This is a genomic window from Acidovorax sp. SUPP3434, from assembly GCF_030159015.1.
Classification (GTDB): domain Bacteria; phylum Pseudomonadota; class Gammaproteobacteria; order Burkholderiales; family Burkholderiaceae_C; genus Paracidovorax.
Window position 1 is genome coordinate 343382 of sequence record NZ_BQXL01000003.1, and the last position, 15803, is coordinate 359184.

Sequence of the window (15803 nt, forward strand, 5' to 3'; positions counted from 1 at the left end):
CGCTCTTTGTTATTGAAGTGTTTTAAGCAGTTGCCAGTGGAATCAATATTCGTGGCGGCGGGGGCGGCGGCTCATCAGGCACAGCGTGGCCACTGCGGCGCCCGCAGCGGCAGCCAGCAGCATCGATTTGCCGGGTTGCTCGACCACATAGCGCGTCGTGACATCGGCCGCCTGGTTGAGTTGGCGGCGGGCGCGTTCGGTGGTGTCTGCGCAGTAGGAGATGCCGCGCGATGCGAGGTCTTGCGCACGGGCTGCGAGATCGTCGATCAGCGGGTTCACCTCACCATGCAACTCGTCCACTTTGCGTGCGGCCTTGTCCAGGGTGTTGTTGGCTGCGTCGCGGGTGGATTGCACGGCGTCCTTGGCGGAGTCGAGCACGCTGTCTGCGGCGTTGTGTGCGGAATCCACGGCTTTTTTCGCGGCGTTCTGGGTGTCGATCATGGTTGGGTTCCTTGGGGTTTTGGAGTGGTGAGCGCTTCGGTGCGCGGTGCGTTCAGTGCGTTAACCGCGCTTGAGCAGGCTCAGCACGAAGGTGACCACAGCCATGATCACGAACACGAAGAAAAGAATCTTCGCAATGCCAACGGCGCCGGCAGCGATACCGCCAAAGCCAAAAAGTGCGGCAATCAAAGCGATCACCAGGAAAACCACTGCGTAATGCAACATATCCATCTCCTCTTGCACCAGAAGTTCCGGCGGGTTGGTAGGGGGCGCATCGGTCAGCGCCTGGGATTGAATGTAGTTTTCGCGGTGCGGGGCGGCTGCCGGTCCCTGGCGCGCACCCATGTAGGACGCCGCCCATGAGGGAGGATCTCTCAAAAATCACGGGTGGCCGGCAGCGGCCATTCCGGTCAAAAAGGAGCTTGCGGGCGTTGCGCCTGGGCCCGCTTCGTTCCCTCAGTGCACGTGCGGCAGCACTGCGGAAACGAGGGTTCCCTCACCGGGCTCGGATGTGACGGTCAGGCGGCCCCCAGCGGCCTCGACCCGGTGCCGCATGCCCATCAGGCCGTGGGCGGAAGGGTTGGCCTTGCCCGTGTCGAAGCCGCTGCCGTTGTCGCGGATCTGCACCGCCACGTGCGTGGGGTAGTTGTGCACGGCGACCAGCACCTTGCCGGCGTTGGCGTATTTGCCGATGTTCGTCAGCGATTCCTGGACCATGCGGTAGATGGTCAGTTGAACGGATTCGGGCAGTTCCACCGCTTCCAGATTCAGGTCCACCTCCACATTGCTGCGCTCCGCGAACTCGCGGCCCAGGATTTCAAGCGATGCCGTCAGCCCCAGGTTGAACAGCGACGAAGGCCGCAGGTCTTCGATGATGCGGCGCTTGAGCGCAATGCCGCTGTTGAGCGTGTCGGTCAGGTGCTTGAGGCGTTCGGCGATTTCGGGCGCCTGGGAATCCACCCTGGATTTGAGGCGCGCCACGTCGAGCTTGGCCGCGGTGAGCAGGGCGCCCAGCTCGTCATGCAGTTCGCGCGCCAGATGGCCGCGTTCGTCCTCGCGCACCTGCTGCAAGTGGTTCGCCAGTTCGGTGAGGGACGCGGTGCGCTCCCGTACCAGCTGTTCGAGCCGGTCGCGCTCGCGCTCCAAGGTTTCCTGTTCGCGCTGGTTGAACGACTGCAGTGCGCTGGCCTGCCGCAGGTACATGTAGAACGCCAGCAGCCCGATGGCGGCCATGGTCGCGATGCCGATGCGCGACAGCATCAGAGAATGAAGGATCTCTTCCGTGCTGTGGTTGGTGCGGTCGGTGCTGCGTTCCGTCAGCCGGGCCGAGAGCGAACGGATGGCATCCATGTTCTCCTTGCCCACGTCGGTGGACAGCACGAACTTCCACGCATCGTCGTTGTCCTGGCGCCGCAGCCGCAGGCTCAGATCGAGCTCGGACATCTTGCGGGAAATCTGCCGCGACAGCTGCGTGAAGTCCTCCTGGTCTTCGACCGAGGAAGCGGTGAAGATGGCGCGCAGTTCGTCCAGATTGCTGTTGATGGTGGAAGCGGCTTTCTCGTAAGGTTCGAGATAACGCTCATCGCCGGTCAGCAGATAGCCCCGAAGACCGGTCTCCGCATCGAGCATGTTCTGCATCATGCGATCGAGCGCGGCGCGGGTGGTATAGGTGCGAGAGAGGGCGCTGACCGCATCGTGCGAGCGGTCATAACCGGCCTCGTTGATGCCAACCAGCGCCGATGCAGCCAGCAGTGCCAGGGGCAAGCTGACTGCCATCTTGCGAAAATTGGACCAACGCATAGGTTTCTCCGAAAGACAGGCGGGTGATTTCTGGATAATGTCACCAGCCAGCGGTGTTCCGCTGCAGGCACGCCCGCAACGGGTGAATTGGCTACCAGAACGATAACGGGCAGTTTGGCTGCCCCTTGAAAGAACGCTCAATGATCAAGATCGGCATTGTGGATGACCATGCGATTGTCCGCTCGGGATTGCGACAATTTTTGTCAGAACATGTAGACCTCCGGGTGGTGGGTGAGGCGTCCAATGGGCGCGAGGCGATCGATCTGGTTCGTGCACAGGAGATCGATGTGCTGCTCATGGACTTGTCGATGCCCGGCCAAAGCGGCCTCGATGCGCTGGCCATGCTGCGTGCGAAGGCGCCCGACATGGGCATCCTGATCCTCAGCGGCTATCCGGAGGAGCACTACGCCATCAACCTGATTCGCCAGGGTGCCAGCGGCTACCTCAACAAGGAATGCGACCCCAAGGAGATCGTCGAAGCCATTCGCACGATCTCGCTGGGCCGTCGCTACCTGACCCCTGCCGTGGCCGATCTGCTGGCCCAGCAGCTCAACCGCAAGGACGATGCGCCGCCGCACGAACAACTGTCGGAGCGCGAGTTCCAGGTGTTCCTCAAGCTGGCCAAGGGCGAAACCGCGGGCGACATCGCCAAGTCGTTGTCGCTCAGCGTGAAGACCGTGAGCACCTACCGCACGCGCCTGATGGAAAAGATGGCGCTGTCGTCCAACAGCGACCTGACCTACTACGCACTGAAGAACAAGCTGATCGATTGAACCAGCACCCAAGCAAAACGGCCACCGGGCAATCGGTGGCCGTTTTCAAATGGAATGGGTGGAAAAAGAGCCTGAGCCTGGTCCCATGACCGCGCCCTCGCGGCTTGGCATTGAATCCGGCTTCAGCGTCAGCCGGTGGCGGATTTTGGGTTGGCCTGGCGGGCCGTGCTGTGCTCTACACAGTATTCGACCAGTGCGTCGATCTCATTGGATTTGTCGAACACTGCATCCACGCCCAATTGGGCGCAGCGCATGCGAACGTCCGGCGTTGCATAGTTGCTGAGCACCACCATCTTCTGGCCTGCGGTGCGATTGCGGCACGCTGCCAAGACCCCCAGACCGCTTCCCTGTCTCAGAAAAAGATCGACGATGGCCAGGTCCCACTGGCCTGCATTGTTGGCCAGCCACTCTTTGCCTTCGTCTTCGGTCTCCGCAATGCCTACGGCTTCCACCTCCGCCAGTTCCTCGAGCGTGCCGATCAGGTTTTCTCGGATGGTGGCGTTGTCTTCAACAATGTAGGTGCGCAGTTTCACTGTGGGGTCCAGTCCGGATCACGGAGGCAGAATGAGAATGTGATCACAGCTTCACTTTATGGGGAACCAATGTGTCATTCTGCCAGTAGCAACATGCTGAGCCGGTAGGATTCTTCCTACGGTGTGGCGTGACCACATACGCTGCAATGCCCATGGCGCGGAATTTTCATCACAGTCCATTCCATGGAACGCCCGTCGAGCATCGAGAGCCGCCCTGCCAGCGATTCGCCGAACCCCACGATGAGCTTCAGGGCTTCCCCCGCCTGCATGGCGCCGACGATTCCGACCATCGGCGCGAACACGCCCAGGGTGGCGCACTGGGTTTCTTCGAATGCGGTGTCCGGCGGGAAGATGCAGGCGTAGCACGGCGATAGTGGATCGCGCGGGTCGATGACGGTGATCTGCCCGTCGAATCGGATGGCGGCGCCCGTGACGAGTGGCTTGCTGTGGGTCACGCAAGCGGCGTTCACGGCATGGCGCGTTGCATAGTTGTCGCTGCAGTCGAGCACCACGGTGGCCTGGCCCACCCAGTCATCGAGCCATTCCTTGTCGGCCCGGGCCTGGATGGCGTCCAACCGCACGCCCGGATTCAAAGCCTGCAGCGCTTGAGCGGCGGAGTGCACCTTGGGCTCTCCGACACGCTCCGTGGTATGGGCGATCTGGCGCTGCAGGTTGGTCAGATCCACCACATCGTCGTCCACCAGGGAGATGCGTCCCACGCCGGCAGAGGCCAGGAACAGGGCGGCGGGTGAGCCCAGCCCACCCGCTCCGATCACGAGCGCGTGGGCGGCCAGGATGCGCTCCTGGCCCTCGATCCCGATCTCGTCGAGCATGATGTGGCGCGAATAGCGCAGTAGCTGATCGTCTGTCATGGGGGCTGGAAACGGGTGCGATAGCGAGGCCATGAAAAAGGCCGGGCGCCTGAAAGGCGCCCGGCCGTCGGTGAATCCAGAAGGGATTTAGTTTTCCTTCTTCTCTTCCTTGCGTTCAGTCTGCGTCTTGCTGACAAGCACGGACTGGCCCTTCAATTGGTTGAGGGCCTGCGCCAGCTGAAAGTCCTTGTCCGAACCGAACTCCGGCATCTTGCGGTCGGCGATGGGCTTCTTGGCTTCTTCTTCAAGGCGCTTGCGCGCTTCCTCGCGGGCCTTCTCGCGTGCTTCGTCCTTCTTCTCTTCGCCCTGGCCGCTGGTCAGGTGCTTTTCGAGATCGGCCTCACGCATGCGCAGCGATGCATACACATCGCCTTCGGCGCTTTCATCCACCATCACGTCGGGCACGATGCCCTTGGCCTGGATGGACTTGCCGCTGGGGGTGTAGTAGCGCGCGGTGGTCAGCTTGATGCCGGTGTCCGGACCCAGGGGGCGCACCGTCTGCACCGACCCCTTGCCGAACGTCTGGCTGCCCATGATGGTGGCGCGCTTGTGGTCCTGCAAGGCGCCGGCCACGATTTCGCTGGCAGAGGCCGAGCCTTCATTGACCAGCACCACCAGGGGCACGCTCTTGAGGGCGGCAGGCAGACGTTTGAGCGGGTCGCCATTGCCGCGGCGCTGGTAGAACTCTGGCGCCGCCTTGAAGGTGGCCTTGCTTTCCGCCAGCTGTCCGTCCGTGGTCACCACGGTGACGTTCTCGGGCAGGAAGGCGGCGGACACGGCCACGGCCGCATCCAGCAGGCCGCCCGGGTCGTTGCGCAGATCGAGCACCAGGCCCTTGAGGTTGGGCTCCTGGCGATAGACCTCTTCGATCTTGCGAACGAAGTCGTCCACTGTGCGCTCCTGGAACTGCGAAAGGCGGATCCAGCCGTAACCGGGCTCGATCACCTTGCCCTTCACGGACTGCGTCTTGATCTCCTCGCGCGTGATCGTCACCGGGAACGTGCGGCTCTCGTCTTTGCGGAAGATCGTCAGAGTGACCTGGGTGCTCGGCTCGCCGCGCATTCTCTTGACCGCATCGTTGAGGGCCAGGCCCTTCACGGCGGTGTCGTCGATCTTGGTGATCAGGTCGTTCGTCTTGAGACCGGCACGGAAGGCAGGCGAGCCTTCGATGGGCGAGACGACCTTGATGAGCCCGTCTTCCTGCGTGATCTCGATCCCGACGCCCACGAAGCGGCCGGAAGTGCCTTCGCGGAATTCCTTGAAGGACTTCTTGTCGAAATACTGGGAGTGCGGATCCAAGCTGGACACCATGCCCGAGATCGCGTCGGTGATGAGCTTCTTGTCATCGACCGGCTCGACGTAATCGGTCTTCACCAGACCGAACACGGCGGACAGCTGCTGGATTTCCTCGAGCGGCAGCGGCGTCATCGCGCCGCGCGCCACCGTCTGCAGGGAGACGGTGGTCAGTGCCCCGGCGACGACGCCGATCGACACCCAACCTGCGATTTTCAGTTTGTGGCCCATTAAAAACACCTTTGCCGCTTCAATATACACCTTGGAAAGATTGCCCCCAGTGCAGTTCCGCGCTGGAAGCGACTTTTGCGCTGTGCGGGCCGCCTTTACACGGACTTTACGCCTTGCCCTGCGATGCCACCGCGGCCGCGGCCTTGGCGGCGGCTTCGGCGTCGCCCAGGTAGTAGTGGCGCAGCGGTTTCAGGTCCGCATCGAGTTCATAGACCAGGGGGATGCCGTTCGGAATGTTCACGCCGACGATGTCGTCGTCCGAGATGCCGTCCAGGTACTTGATCAAAGCACGGATCGAGTTGCCGTGCGCGGCGACCACGATGCGCTTGCCGGCGCGGATAGCGGGCGCCATGGACTCATTCCAGAACGGCAGCACGCGCGCGACGGTGTCCTTCAGGCACTCCGTCAGTGGGATCTGCTCGGGGGCCAGGCTGGCGTAGCGCAGGTCGCCCCGCTCGCTGCGAGGGTCTGCGGCTTCCAGCGCTGGCGGCGGCGTGTCGTAGCTGCGGCGCCACACCAGCACCTGCGCGTCGCCGTATTGCTTGGCCATGTCGGCCTTGTTCAGGCCCTGCAGGGCGCCGTAGTGGCGCTCGTTCAGGCGCCAGCTGTGGTGCACCGGCAGCCAGGTGCGGTCCATCTCGTCGAGCGTGTGCCACAGCGTGCGCGTGGCGCGCTTGAGCATGCTGGTGTAGGCCAGATCGAATTCGTAGCCTTCCGCCTTCAGCAGGCGGCCTGCGCTCTTGGCCTGTTCCACGCCCGTGGGCGTCAGATCGACGTCGGTCCAACCGGTGAAGCGGTTCTCGAGGTTCCAGGTGGATTCTCCGTGGCGGATCAGGACGAGTTGGTGCATGGTTTCCCTAGAGCAGGCGGGTCAAAATCCAGCATTCTAAAATTGAGCGGTTTGCCAACCCTAGGACTGACGTGAAATTCATCATCGACAACTGGTATTTGTTCTTTATCGCGCTGGCCTCCGGCGGCATGCTTTTGGTGCCGCTGCTCAAGGATGCCACCGGCGGCTCGCTCACGGCGGCGCGCGCCGTGCAGCTCATCAACCGCGAGAAGGGCGTGGTGATCGACGTGTGCGAGCCCGACGAATTCGCCGCGGGCCACGTGGGCGGCGCCAAGAACATCCCGCTGAACCAGCTGGAAGAGCGGCTGCCCCAGGTGGTCAAGAACAAGGCCCTGCCGATCGTGCTGGTTTGCGCCAAGGGCCCGCGGGCCCAGCGCGCCGTGGGCATCGCCAAAAAGCTGGGCTACGACAATGCCCAGGCGCTGGCGGGCGGGCTGAAAGCGTGGAAAGACGCCAGCATGCCGGTTGAAAAGGCCTGAGTTGGCCGCAATGTGTGCTGTGTAGCCATTTTTTGAGCAGGAAGGCCCTCCCATGCAAGCCGTGAAGATGTACACCACCGCCGTCTGCCCCTACTGCATTCGGGCCAAGCAGATCCTCAAGTCCAAGGGCGTGGAGGAGATCGAGGAAGTCCGCGTGGACCTCGACCCCGTGGCCCGCAGCCACATGATGGAAATCACCGGGCGCCGCACCGTGCCCCAGATCTTCATCGGCGACACGCACGTCGGCGGGCACGACGACCTGGTCGCGCTCGACGGCCGGGGCGGCCTGATGCCGCTGCTCGGCGGTGCCCAGGCCGATGCCTGAACTGCCGCTTTTCCGTTTCTGCGGCGCTGCATAATGCAGCCCCAAGTGCCCGCTGCGGGGAGTGTTTTCCCCAGCGGGCTTTGTTTTGTCGAATAGTGTTCTGACTGAAAGACCGACACCATGGCTACCGAAGAAAATCCCGTGTTCCAGATCCAGCGCGTGTACCTGAAGGACTTGTCCCTGGAGCAGCCCAACTCGCCCGCAATCTTGCTGGAGCAGGAACAGCCCAGCGTGGACATCCAGCTGGGCGTGGAAGCCACGCCGGTGGCCGATGGCATTTTCGAAGTGGCCGTGACCGCCACCGTGCAGACCAAGATCAAGGACAAGACCGTGTTCCTGGTCGAGGCCAAGCAAGCCGGCATCTTCGAGATCCGCAACATCCCCGAAGACCAGATGGGCCCGATCATGGGCATCGCCTGCCCGCAGATCGTGTACCCCTACCTGCGCGGCAACGTGGCCGACACCATCACGCGCGCCGGCTTCCCGCCCGTGCACCTGGCCGAAATCAACTTCCAGGCCATGTACGAGCAGCAGCAGGCCCAGGTGGCCTCCGCAGCGCCGTCGCCCATCATCACGCAGTAAGCAGCGTGCAGCGCCGGGAGGCCGTTGCGCCTCCCGCGTGAACCTCGGGCACACGAACGAATGAACATCGTCGTCTTGGGGGCCGGGGCCTGGGGCACGGCCATGGCCGTCAGCGCGGCAGCGCACCCATCGGCGCATGCCGTGACCCTGTGGGCGCGCGACGCGCAGCAGGTGGCCGGCATGCAGGCCACACGGCAGAACGCCCGGTATCTGCCGGACATCGAACTCCCTTCTTCCCTGGCGCTGAGCGCGGGCGACCCGTTGTCGCTGGCCTCCAGCGCCGATCTGGTCGTGGTCGCGACGCCCATGTCCGCGCTGCGCGGCATGCTCCAGGTGCTGAGCGCCCTGGACGTGCCGGTGGCCTGGCTCTGCAAGGGGTTCGAGGCAGCGCCGCGGGGCGGCAGCGCCGTGGGCCTGATGGGGCACGAGGTGTGCGCGCAGGTCGCCCCCGGCCTGCGCAGCGGGGTACTGAGCGGCCCCAGCTTTGCGCAGGAGGCCGCCCGCGGCCAGCCGACGGCGCTGGTGGCGGCCAGCCCGCACGCCGCCGTGCGCGATCTGCTGGTGGACGCGTTCCATGGCCCCACGCTGCGGGTGTACGCCAACGACGACATCGTCGGTGTCGAGGTGGGCGGTGCGGTGAAGAACGTGCTGGCCATCGCGACGGGGCTGTGCGACGGGCTCGACCTGGGGCTCAACGCCCGTGCCGCCCTCATCACGCGCGGCCTGGCCGAGATGACGCGGCTGGGGCTGGCGCTGGGTGCGCGGCCCGATACCTTCATGGGTTTGTCCGGACTGGGCGACCTGGTGCTGACCGCGACGGGCGACCTGTCGCGCAACCGGCGCGTGGGCCAGGCCCTGGCGCAGGGGCTGACGCTGGCCCAGGCGGTGGATTCGCTCGGCCATGTGGCCGAAGGCGTCTACAGCGCCCGGACGGTGCTGGCGCGTGCGCGCCATCTGCAGGTGGACATGCCGATCACCGAGGCGGTGGTGGCGTTGCTGGACGGGCAGAGAACGCCGCGCGATGCGGTGGCGCTGCTCATGGGCAGAAGCCCGGTGGCGGAACTCTCGCGGCCTTGAAGGGCCTTTGAAAGCTCTGCCACCGGGCTTCTTTGCCCGTTGCAGGGGTTGATGCTCAGAGCACGCCGAAGAGCATGAGCAGCAGCACGAGGGACAGTGGGACGCCGAGAAGCCAGAGGATGACAGGCATGGAAGTTCTCCTGAAGAGTGGTTGGTCGATGGATCAACCTTAAAGGCCACCCCTGGGCGCCCCTGTGCGGCGTGGTGACCTGCGCGCGTAGTCCCGAGCCTACCGGCGGTGCAGGAGAGGCCGAGCCGCGCCTTCGCGGCGATGCACCGCCCGCTGCGGTGCGCCCTTCAGAATTCCAGGTTGTCGATCAGTCGCGTGTTGCCCAGCCGCGCCGCGCCCAGGGCCACCAGCGTGCCCGCGCCGGCCGCGCCGCCGGCCTCGGGCGGCTGCAGGTCGTGGCGGCGCCGCACGGTGAGGTAGTCCGGTGCCCAGCCCTGGCGGCGCAGCGCGTCCAGGGCCTGCCGCTCCTGTTCGCCGGCATCGCCCCCGCCCGCGAGAAAGCCGTCCGCCAGTGCGCGCAGGGCCTGGGCCAGCTGCATGGCGCGCGACCGTTCCTGCGCCCCGAGGTAGCCGTTGCGCGAGCTGAGGGCCAGGCCGTCGTCCGCGCGCCGCGTCTCACCCGCCACCACGTCCACCGGCAACGCGAACTGCCGCACCATCTGCCGGATCACCATGAGCTGCTGGTAGTCCTTCTTGCCGAAGACGGCCGTGCCGCCGCTCGCGCCCAGCACGCAGGCGAAGAGCTTCATGACCACCGTGCAGACGCCGACGAAGAACCCGGGACGGAAGTGCCCCTCCAGGATGTCGGCCAGCGCGGGGTCGGGATGCACCTTGAAGGTCTGCGGCTCGGGGTACAGGTCGGCCTCGCGCGGGGCGAAGAGCAGGTCGCAGCCGGCCTCGCGCAGCTGGGCGCAGTCGGCGTCCCAGGTGCGCGGGTAGCTGTCGAAATCCTCGTGGGGCAGGAACTGCAGGCGGTTCACGAAGATGCTGGCCACGGTCACGTCGCCCAGCGGGCGGGCCTGCTCAACCAGTGAAATGTGGCCGGCGTGCAGGTTGCCCATGGTGGGGACGAAGGCGGGCCGGCCCCGGCCCGCGAGGGCCTGGCGCAGTTCGGCCACGGTGTGTGCGATGAGCATGGGTCATCCCCGATCGGAAAAAGAGGGCTGCAGGAAAAGGAAGGTAAGGGCCGAAGGGGCGGCCCGAGCGCGGGCCGCCCTACCAGGCGTGCAGGGCGTCGTCCGGAAAGCGCCCGGCCTTGACGGCCTGCACATAGGCCTGCATCGCGCCGCGCACGCTGCCCGCCTCCTGCATGAAGTCGTGCACGAAGCGCGGCATCTTGGCCAAGTGGATGCCCAGCATGTCGTGCAGCACCAGCACCTGGCCGGCGGTGCCGCTGCCGGCCCCGATGCCGATGGTGTGGCAGTGGGGCAGCTCGGCCGTGAGTTCGCGGGCGAGCGCCGCGGGCACCATCTCCAGCACCAGCATGGTGGCGCCCGCGTTCTGCAGCTCGGACGCCTGCTGGCGCAGGGTGCGCGCGGCCAGGTCGCCCTTGCCCTGCACGCGGTAGCCGCCCAGGGCGTGCACCGTCTGCGGCGTGAGGCCCAGGTGGGCGCACACGGGCACGCCGCGCTGCACCAGGAACTCCACCGTCGGCGCCGTCCAGCCGCCGCCTTCGAGCTTGACCATGTGCGCGCCGGCCTGCATCAGCGTGCAGGCGCTGCGCAGGGCCTGTTCGCGGCTTTCGGCGTAGGTGCCGAAGGGCAGGTCGGCGATCAGCCATGCCGTGCCCTGCACCCGGTGCAGGCCGCGCGCCACGCTGGCCGTGTGGTAGGCCATGGTGTCCAGCGACACGCCCACGGTGCTGGGCAGCCCCTGGCAGACCATGCCGAGCGAGTCGCCGACCAGGATGCATTCCACGCCCGCCGCGTCCGCCATGGCGGCGAAGGTGGCGTCGTAGGCGGTCAGCATGGTGATCTTTTCGCCGGCCTCGCGCATCTGCTGCAGTCGCGGCAGGCTCACGGGCCGGCGCTCGGGCAGCGGAGAGGCGGGCGGCAGCGTGCCGTAGGGCGTCGCGGAAGAAGCGGAGGCGTTGGGGATGGCAGTGGTCATGAAATGGGCAGGGCCGGGCCGAAAGTGCGGCGAGTCTATGCGATGCCGCTATGCTTGCCGCCCATGACGAAATCCCCCCTTTCCCTGGACGGCGGCATCGCATCGCTGGCCCAGGACGACGTTGCCCGCGCGCTGCGCGAGGACGTGGGCGCCGGCGACCTCACCGCCGGCCTGATCGACCCGGCGCGCCGCGTGCGCGCCCGCGTGCTGGCCCGCGAAAGCGCGGTGATCTGCGGCGGCCCCTGGGCCGAGGCGGCCGTGCGGGCCCTGGACCCGGCCGCGCGCATCACCTGGCACGTTCAGGAAGGCGAGCGCTGCGCGCCCGACCAGGTGGTGCTGGAGGTGGAGGGCAGCGCCCGCGCGCTGCTGAGCGCCGAGCGCACGGCGCTGAACTTCCTGCAGCTGCTGTCGGCCGTGGCGACCAAGACGGCGACCTACGTGGAGGCCGTGCGCGGCACGCGGGCGCAGATCGTCGATACGCGCAAGACCCTGCCCGGCCTGCGGCTGGCGCAGAAATACGCCGTGCGCACGGGCGGCGGCACCAACCACCGCATCGGCCTGCACGACGCGGTGCTCATCAAGGAAAACCACATCGCCGCCGCCGGTGGCGTGTCGGCCGTGCTGCGCGCCGCGCAGGCCGTGGCCGCGCAGGCAGCCTTCGTGGAGATCGAGGTCGAGACGCTGGAGCAACTGCAGGAGGCGCTGGATGCCGGCGCGACGATGCTGCTGCTGGACAACATGCCGCTCCCGATGCTGCACGAGGCCGTGCGCCGGAACGCCGGCCGCGCCATTCTGGAGATCTCCGGCGGCGTGACGCTCGAAGGCCTGCGCGCCCTGGCCGAGACCGGCGTGGACCGCATCTCCATCGGCACGCTGACCAAGGATGTGAAGGCCATCGATTTCTCGATGCGCATGCAGGACATTGCCTAGCCGATCCGGCCATCCTCCGGACCTGAGATAACGTGTTGGCGCCGCGCCCTGCCGCCGCGGCCGAAAGACCCACCCCATGACGACCCCCACCGCCATCAAGGACGTGGAGTACGAGCAGCCCGAAGACGGCGCCGTCTGCTCCACGAAGTTCGCCTGGGCCCGCGTGCCCGCCGAGCCTTCGCCCACCGAACGCGCCGCGCTCAAGGACCGCATCCGGCGGCTGCTGCGCGAGAAGAACGCCGTCATGGTGTCGCATTACTATGTGCATCCGGACCTGCAGGACCTGGCCGAGGAAACCGGCGGGCTGGTCAGCGATTCGCTGGAGATGGCGCGCTTCGGGCGCGACCATGCCGCGCAGACGCTGGTGGTCTCGGGCGTGCGCTTCATGGGCGAGACGGCCAAGATCCTGTCGCCCGAGAAGACCGTGCTCATGCCCGACCTGGATGCCACCTGCTCGCTCGACCTGGGCTGCCCCGCCGATGCGTTCAGCGCGTTCTGCGATGCGCACCCGGACCGCACCGTGGTCGTCTACGCCAACACCAGCGCGGCCGTGAAGGCGCGCGCCGACTGGCTCGTCACCTCCAGTTGCGCGCTGGAGATCGTGGGCGCGCTCAAGGCGGCGGGCCACAAGATCCTGTGGGCGCCCGACCGCCACCTGGGCGCCTACATCCAGCAGCAGACCGGCGCCGACATGCTGTTCTGGAACGGCGCCTGCATCGTGCACGACGAGTTCAAGGCCGAGGAACTGCAGGCGCTGAAGGCGGCGCACCCGCAGGCGAAGGTGCTCGTGCACCCCGAGAGCCCTGCCGACGTGGTGGCGCTGGCCGATGCCGTGGGCTCGACCTCCGCCATCCTGAAGGCCGCGCGCGAGATGGATGCGCGCGAATTCATCGTGGCGACCGACAACGGCATGATGCACAAGCTGCGCGCGCTCAACCCTGGCAAGACCTTCCACGAGGCCCCCACGGCCGGCAACAGCGCCACCTGCAAGAGCTGCGCGCACTGCCCCTGGATGGCCATGAACGGCCTGGCCGACGTGGCCCGCGTGCTGGAAACCGGCGCCAACGCCATCCACGTGGACCCGGCGCTCATCCCGCGCGCGCGCCAGCCCATCGACCGCATGCTGGCCTTCACCGCCGCGCTCAAGGGTGGGCAGCCCCTGGGCGCGCTGGTGCCCCACATCGGCGCGGCATGACGCGCACCTCCATGGGATCTATTTGCTATCGATTTAATAGCTATCAAGGCATGATTTTCTAGGGCATGGGCCTGTTTTGACGTGAATTTCAGGATCGACTTCTCCGACCCGCGCCACCCGGCCGGGCCGCGCCTGCGCCATGCGTTCGCCGCGCCGCGCCGCACGCTGGTGGCGCAGGCGCCGCATGAGGTGCGCGCCGTGCTGGACGCGGCCGAGGCCGAGGCGCGCGCCGGGGCCTGGTGCCTGGGCTACCTGCGCTACGAGGCGGCCGGCGCGTTCGACGCTGCGCTGCGCACGCATCCGGCCGACGGGCCCCTGGCGTGGTTCGCTGTGTTCGACCGAGCCTTGCCCTGGCCCGATGCCCCAGTCTCCCCCGGCGATGGCGATGGTGGCGGCGCGGGAGCGCCCACGGTGGACTGGCACACCCGCCCGCAGCGCGCCGCGTTCGAGGCCGCCCTGGCGCACCTTCACCAGGCCATCGCGGCCGGAGAGTTCTACCAGGTCAACTACACCGCGCCGATCCGGGGCACCGTGTCGCCGGTGGGCGGGGCGCAGGCGGCGCTGCCGCTGTTCGCCGCGCTGCAGCGCGCCCAGCCGGGCGGTTATGCCGCGTGCATCGACGGCGGCGCCGAGCAGATCCTGTCCGTCTCGCCCGAGCTGTTCTTCGACTGGCGCGGGGGCTCGCTGCTCGCGCGGCCCATGAAGGGAACGGCGCCGCGCGGCGCCACGGCCGAGGACGATGCCGCGCAGGCCGCCGCGCTGCGCGCCTCGCCCAAGGAGCGCGCCGAGAACGTGATGATCGTGGACCTGCTGCGCAACGACCTCTCGCGCATCGCCGAGCCGCACAGCGTGCGCGTGCCCGCGCTGTTCCACACCGAGGCGCTGCCGGCTGTGTGGCAGATGACGTCCGACGTCGAGGCCCGCACCCGCGCCGGCACCACGCTGGCCGACGTGTTCGCCGCGCTGTTCCCGTGCGGCTCCATCACCGGGGCGCCCAAGGTGCGGGCGATGCAGGCCATCCACGCGCTGGAGCCCGCGCCGCGCGGCGTGTACTGCGGCGCGGTGGGCATCGTGCGGCCGGACGGTGAGGGCGCCGTGGCCGCCACCTTCAACGTGCCCATCCGCACCGTGACGCTGCGCGGCCGCGACGCGCGGTGCGGCATCGGCAGCGGCATCACCTCCGGCGCCCAGGCCGCGGCGGAGTGGCAGGAGTGGCAGCACAAGAGCGCCTTCCTGCAGCGCGCCAGCGCCCCGTTCGATCTGCTGGAAACCCTGGCGCTGGAGGACGGCGTGCTGCGCCACCGCGCCGACCACGTGGCGCGGCTGGCCGCCTCGGCCGCGCACTTCGGCCACGCCTTCGACGCGGCGCGCGTGCAGGCCTGCCTGGAGGCGCTGGCCCAGGCTCACCCCACCGGGCTGTGGCGCGCGCGCCTGCTGCTCGATGCGGCGGGCCACCCGCGCGCCGAGGCCTGGGCGATGGCCCCCACCACCGTGCCGGTGCTCCTGCAACTGGCCACGCGCCCGCTGGAAGGCGCGCACGGCGAATTCGTGCGCCACAAGACCACGCGCCGGGCGCACTACGACGCCTTCACACCCGAGGCCGAGGGCGTGTTCGACACGCTGTTGTGGAACGAGGCCGGCGAGATCACCGAATGCACGCGCGGCTGCATCGCGGCGCTGCGGGCCGACGGCCGGTGGGTCACGCCGCCGCTGTCCTGCGGCCTGCTGCCCGGCGTGGGCCGCGCGGTGGCCCTGCGCGAAGGCCGGGTCACCGAGGCCGTGCTGCGCGTGGAGGAGGTGCCACAGGTGCGGGCCTGGGCGTTCGTGAACAGCCTGCGGGGCTGGCTGGACGCCACGCTGCAGGCCTGAAGCCGGCGGGGCCGAAGGCCCCTGGCTCTGGGTTGTGCTACTGATTTTGTAGCGGCATGCCCTAGTACTGATTGCGCTGGAGCCCTGTCAGGCTTCAAGGAAAATCAGGGGCTGCAGTCCGGGCCATCCATCGGAGAACCAGTTCAGAGCGGGGCCAGGCCTGCTTCCTGAAACGAGCGGTAGATCTTGACCAGAAAGACGTGGATCTGGCCGTTGGAGGCGCTGATCCCCGGCAGCAAAGAAGCGAAGTCGAATTCGGGATGCTCTGCCGCGAAACGCAGACTGGCAATGATGCCGGCAGTTTCGTCGGGCGTGTATTCCTCGGGCAGCGAGGCCAGCTGTTCGGCGGTCAGGCCCTGAAAGGCATCGAGGTCGCCGACGTAGTCGATCATGCTCAAGGGGATGCGAAGAAATTTGACGGTATCCATGTTTTT

18 protein-coding genes are annotated in these 15803 nt (G+C 67.1%); 8 read left to right on the forward strand and 10 right to left on the reverse strand.

Annotation, left to right across the window (positions count from 1 at the left end):
- Positions 1–42: 42 nt before the first annotated feature.
- The 3 genes from AVKW3434_RS07950 to AVKW3434_RS07960 all read right to left on the reverse strand — a co-directional run bounded on the left by AVKW3434_RS07950 (position 43) and on the right by AVKW3434_RS07960 (position 2241).
- Positions 43–441 carry a hypothetical protein gene (locus AVKW3434_RS07950; protein WP_272565011.1) on the reverse strand — a complete coding sequence of 133 codons (399 nt, stop codon included), beginning with the start codon at positions 439–441 and terminating at the stop codon, positions 43–45.
- Positions 442–501: 60 nt separating this feature from the next.
- Complete coding sequence (locus tag AVKW3434_RS07955; protein WP_011796896.1) at positions 502–666, reverse strand: DUF1328 domain-containing protein; 165 nt, start codon at positions 664–666, stop codon at positions 502–504.
- A 231-nt stretch (positions 667–897) separates the two neighbouring features.
- Positions 898–2241, reverse strand: a complete 1344-nt coding sequence (locus tag AVKW3434_RS07960; RefSeq protein WP_284405414.1) for a sensor histidine kinase — start codon at positions 2239–2241, stop codon at positions 898–900.
- A 140-nt stretch (positions 2242–2381) separates the two neighbouring features.
- Here AVKW3434_RS07960 and AVKW3434_RS07965 point away from each other — a divergent pair, with 140 nt between their 5' ends.
- Entirely contained in the window at positions 2382–3014 is a 633-nt protein-coding gene (locus AVKW3434_RS07965) for a response regulator (RefSeq protein WP_092741509.1), read from the forward strand.
- A gap of 128 nt (positions 3015–3142) precedes the next feature.
- Here AVKW3434_RS07965 and AVKW3434_RS07970 read toward each other — a convergent pair whose 3' ends face one another.
- The 4 genes from AVKW3434_RS07970 to gpmA form a co-directional block, all read right to left on the reverse strand.
- Positions 3143–3547, reverse strand: a complete 405-nt coding sequence (locus AVKW3434_RS07970; RefSeq protein ID WP_272565009.1) for a response regulator — start codon at positions 3545–3547, stop codon at positions 3143–3145.
- Positions 3548–3663: 116 nt separating this feature from the next.
- Positions 3664–4419, reverse strand: a complete 756-nt coding sequence (locus AVKW3434_RS07975; protein WP_284405415.1) for a HesA/MoeB/ThiF family protein — start codon at positions 4417–4419, stop codon at positions 3664–3666.
- 87 nt (positions 4420–4506) lie between these two features.
- Positions 4507–5943 carry a S41 family peptidase gene (locus tag AVKW3434_RS07980; protein WP_272565007.1) on the reverse strand — a complete coding sequence of 479 codons (1437 nt, stop codon included), beginning with the start codon at positions 5941–5943 and terminating at the stop codon, positions 4507–4509.
- 106 nt (positions 5944–6049) lie between these two features.
- A complete protein-coding gene (gpmA, locus tag AVKW3434_RS07985) occupies positions 6050–6793 on the reverse strand; it encodes a 2,3-diphosphoglycerate-dependent phosphoglycerate mutase (protein ID WP_272565006.1) in 744 nt (247 codons plus the stop codon).
- Positions 6794–6864: 71 nt separating this feature from the next.
- Here gpmA and AVKW3434_RS07990 point away from each other — a divergent pair, with 71 nt between their 5' ends.
- The 4 genes from AVKW3434_RS07990 (at position 6865) to AVKW3434_RS08005 (ending at position 9256) form a co-directional block, all read left to right on the forward strand.
- Positions 6865–7272 carry a rhodanese-like domain-containing protein gene (locus AVKW3434_RS07990; RefSeq protein WP_092741500.1) on the forward strand — a complete coding sequence of 136 codons (408 nt, stop codon included), beginning with the start codon at positions 6865–6867 and terminating at the stop codon, positions 7270–7272.
- A 52-nt stretch (positions 7273–7324) separates the two neighbouring features.
- Positions 7325–7597, forward strand: coding sequence for a glutaredoxin 3 (gene grxC, locus AVKW3434_RS07995; RefSeq protein ID WP_272565005.1), 273 nt, complete (start codon positions 7325–7327; stop codon positions 7595–7597).
- A 120-nt stretch (positions 7598–7717) separates the two neighbouring features.
- Positions 7718–8179, forward strand: coding sequence for a protein-export chaperone SecB (gene secB, locus AVKW3434_RS08000; RefSeq protein ID WP_092741496.1), 462 nt, complete (start codon positions 7718–7720; stop codon positions 8177–8179).
- Positions 8180–8239: 60 nt separating this feature from the next.
- Complete coding sequence (locus tag AVKW3434_RS08005) at positions 8240–9256, forward strand: NAD(P)H-dependent glycerol-3-phosphate dehydrogenase (RefSeq protein WP_284405416.1); 1017 nt, start codon at positions 8240–8242, stop codon at positions 9254–9256.
- Between the two features lie 297 nt (positions 9257–9553).
- Here AVKW3434_RS08005 and panC read toward each other — a convergent pair whose 3' ends face one another.
- Positions 9554–10402 carry a pantoate--beta-alanine ligase gene (gene panC / locus AVKW3434_RS08010; protein WP_284405417.1) on the reverse strand — a complete coding sequence of 283 codons (849 nt, stop codon included), beginning with the start codon at positions 10400–10402 and terminating at the stop codon, positions 9554–9556.
- A gap of 79 nt (positions 10403–10481) precedes the next feature.
- The gene (gene panB / locus AVKW3434_RS08015) at positions 10482–11375 is read right to left on the reverse strand and encodes a 3-methyl-2-oxobutanoate hydroxymethyltransferase (RefSeq protein WP_284393419.1); all 894 of its coding nucleotides are present in this window, start codon (positions 11373–11375) and stop codon (positions 10482–10484) included.
- Between the two features lie 63 nt (positions 11376–11438).
- Here panB and nadC point away from each other — a divergent pair, with 63 nt between their 5' ends.
- From nadC to pabB, 3 genes are all read left to right on the forward strand, one after another.
- Positions 11439–12305 (forward strand): carboxylating nicotinate-nucleotide diphosphorylase, encoded by an 867-nt coding sequence (gene nadC / locus AVKW3434_RS08020; RefSeq protein WP_284405418.1) that lies wholly within the window; start codon positions 11439–11441, stop codon positions 12303–12305.
- 76 nt (positions 12306–12381) lie between these two features.
- Positions 12382–13500 carry a quinolinate synthase NadA gene (gene nadA, locus AVKW3434_RS08025; RefSeq protein ID WP_272564999.1) on the forward strand — a complete coding sequence of 373 codons (1119 nt, stop codon included), beginning with the start codon at positions 12382–12384 and terminating at the stop codon, positions 13498–13500.
- 81 nt (positions 13501–13581) lie between these two features.
- Positions 13582–15369, forward strand: a complete 1788-nt coding sequence (pabB, locus tag AVKW3434_RS08030) for an aminodeoxychorismate synthase component I (protein ID WP_284405419.1) — start codon at positions 13582–13584, stop codon at positions 15367–15369.
- A 143-nt stretch (positions 15370–15512) separates the two neighbouring features.
- Here the strand turns inward: pabB and AVKW3434_RS08035 are convergent, their stop codons facing one another.
- Positions 15513–15797 carry a hypothetical protein gene (locus AVKW3434_RS08035; RefSeq protein ID WP_272564997.1) on the reverse strand — a complete coding sequence of 95 codons (285 nt, stop codon included), beginning with the start codon at positions 15795–15797 and terminating at the stop codon, positions 15513–15515.
- Positions 15798–15803: the final 6 nt, after the last annotated feature.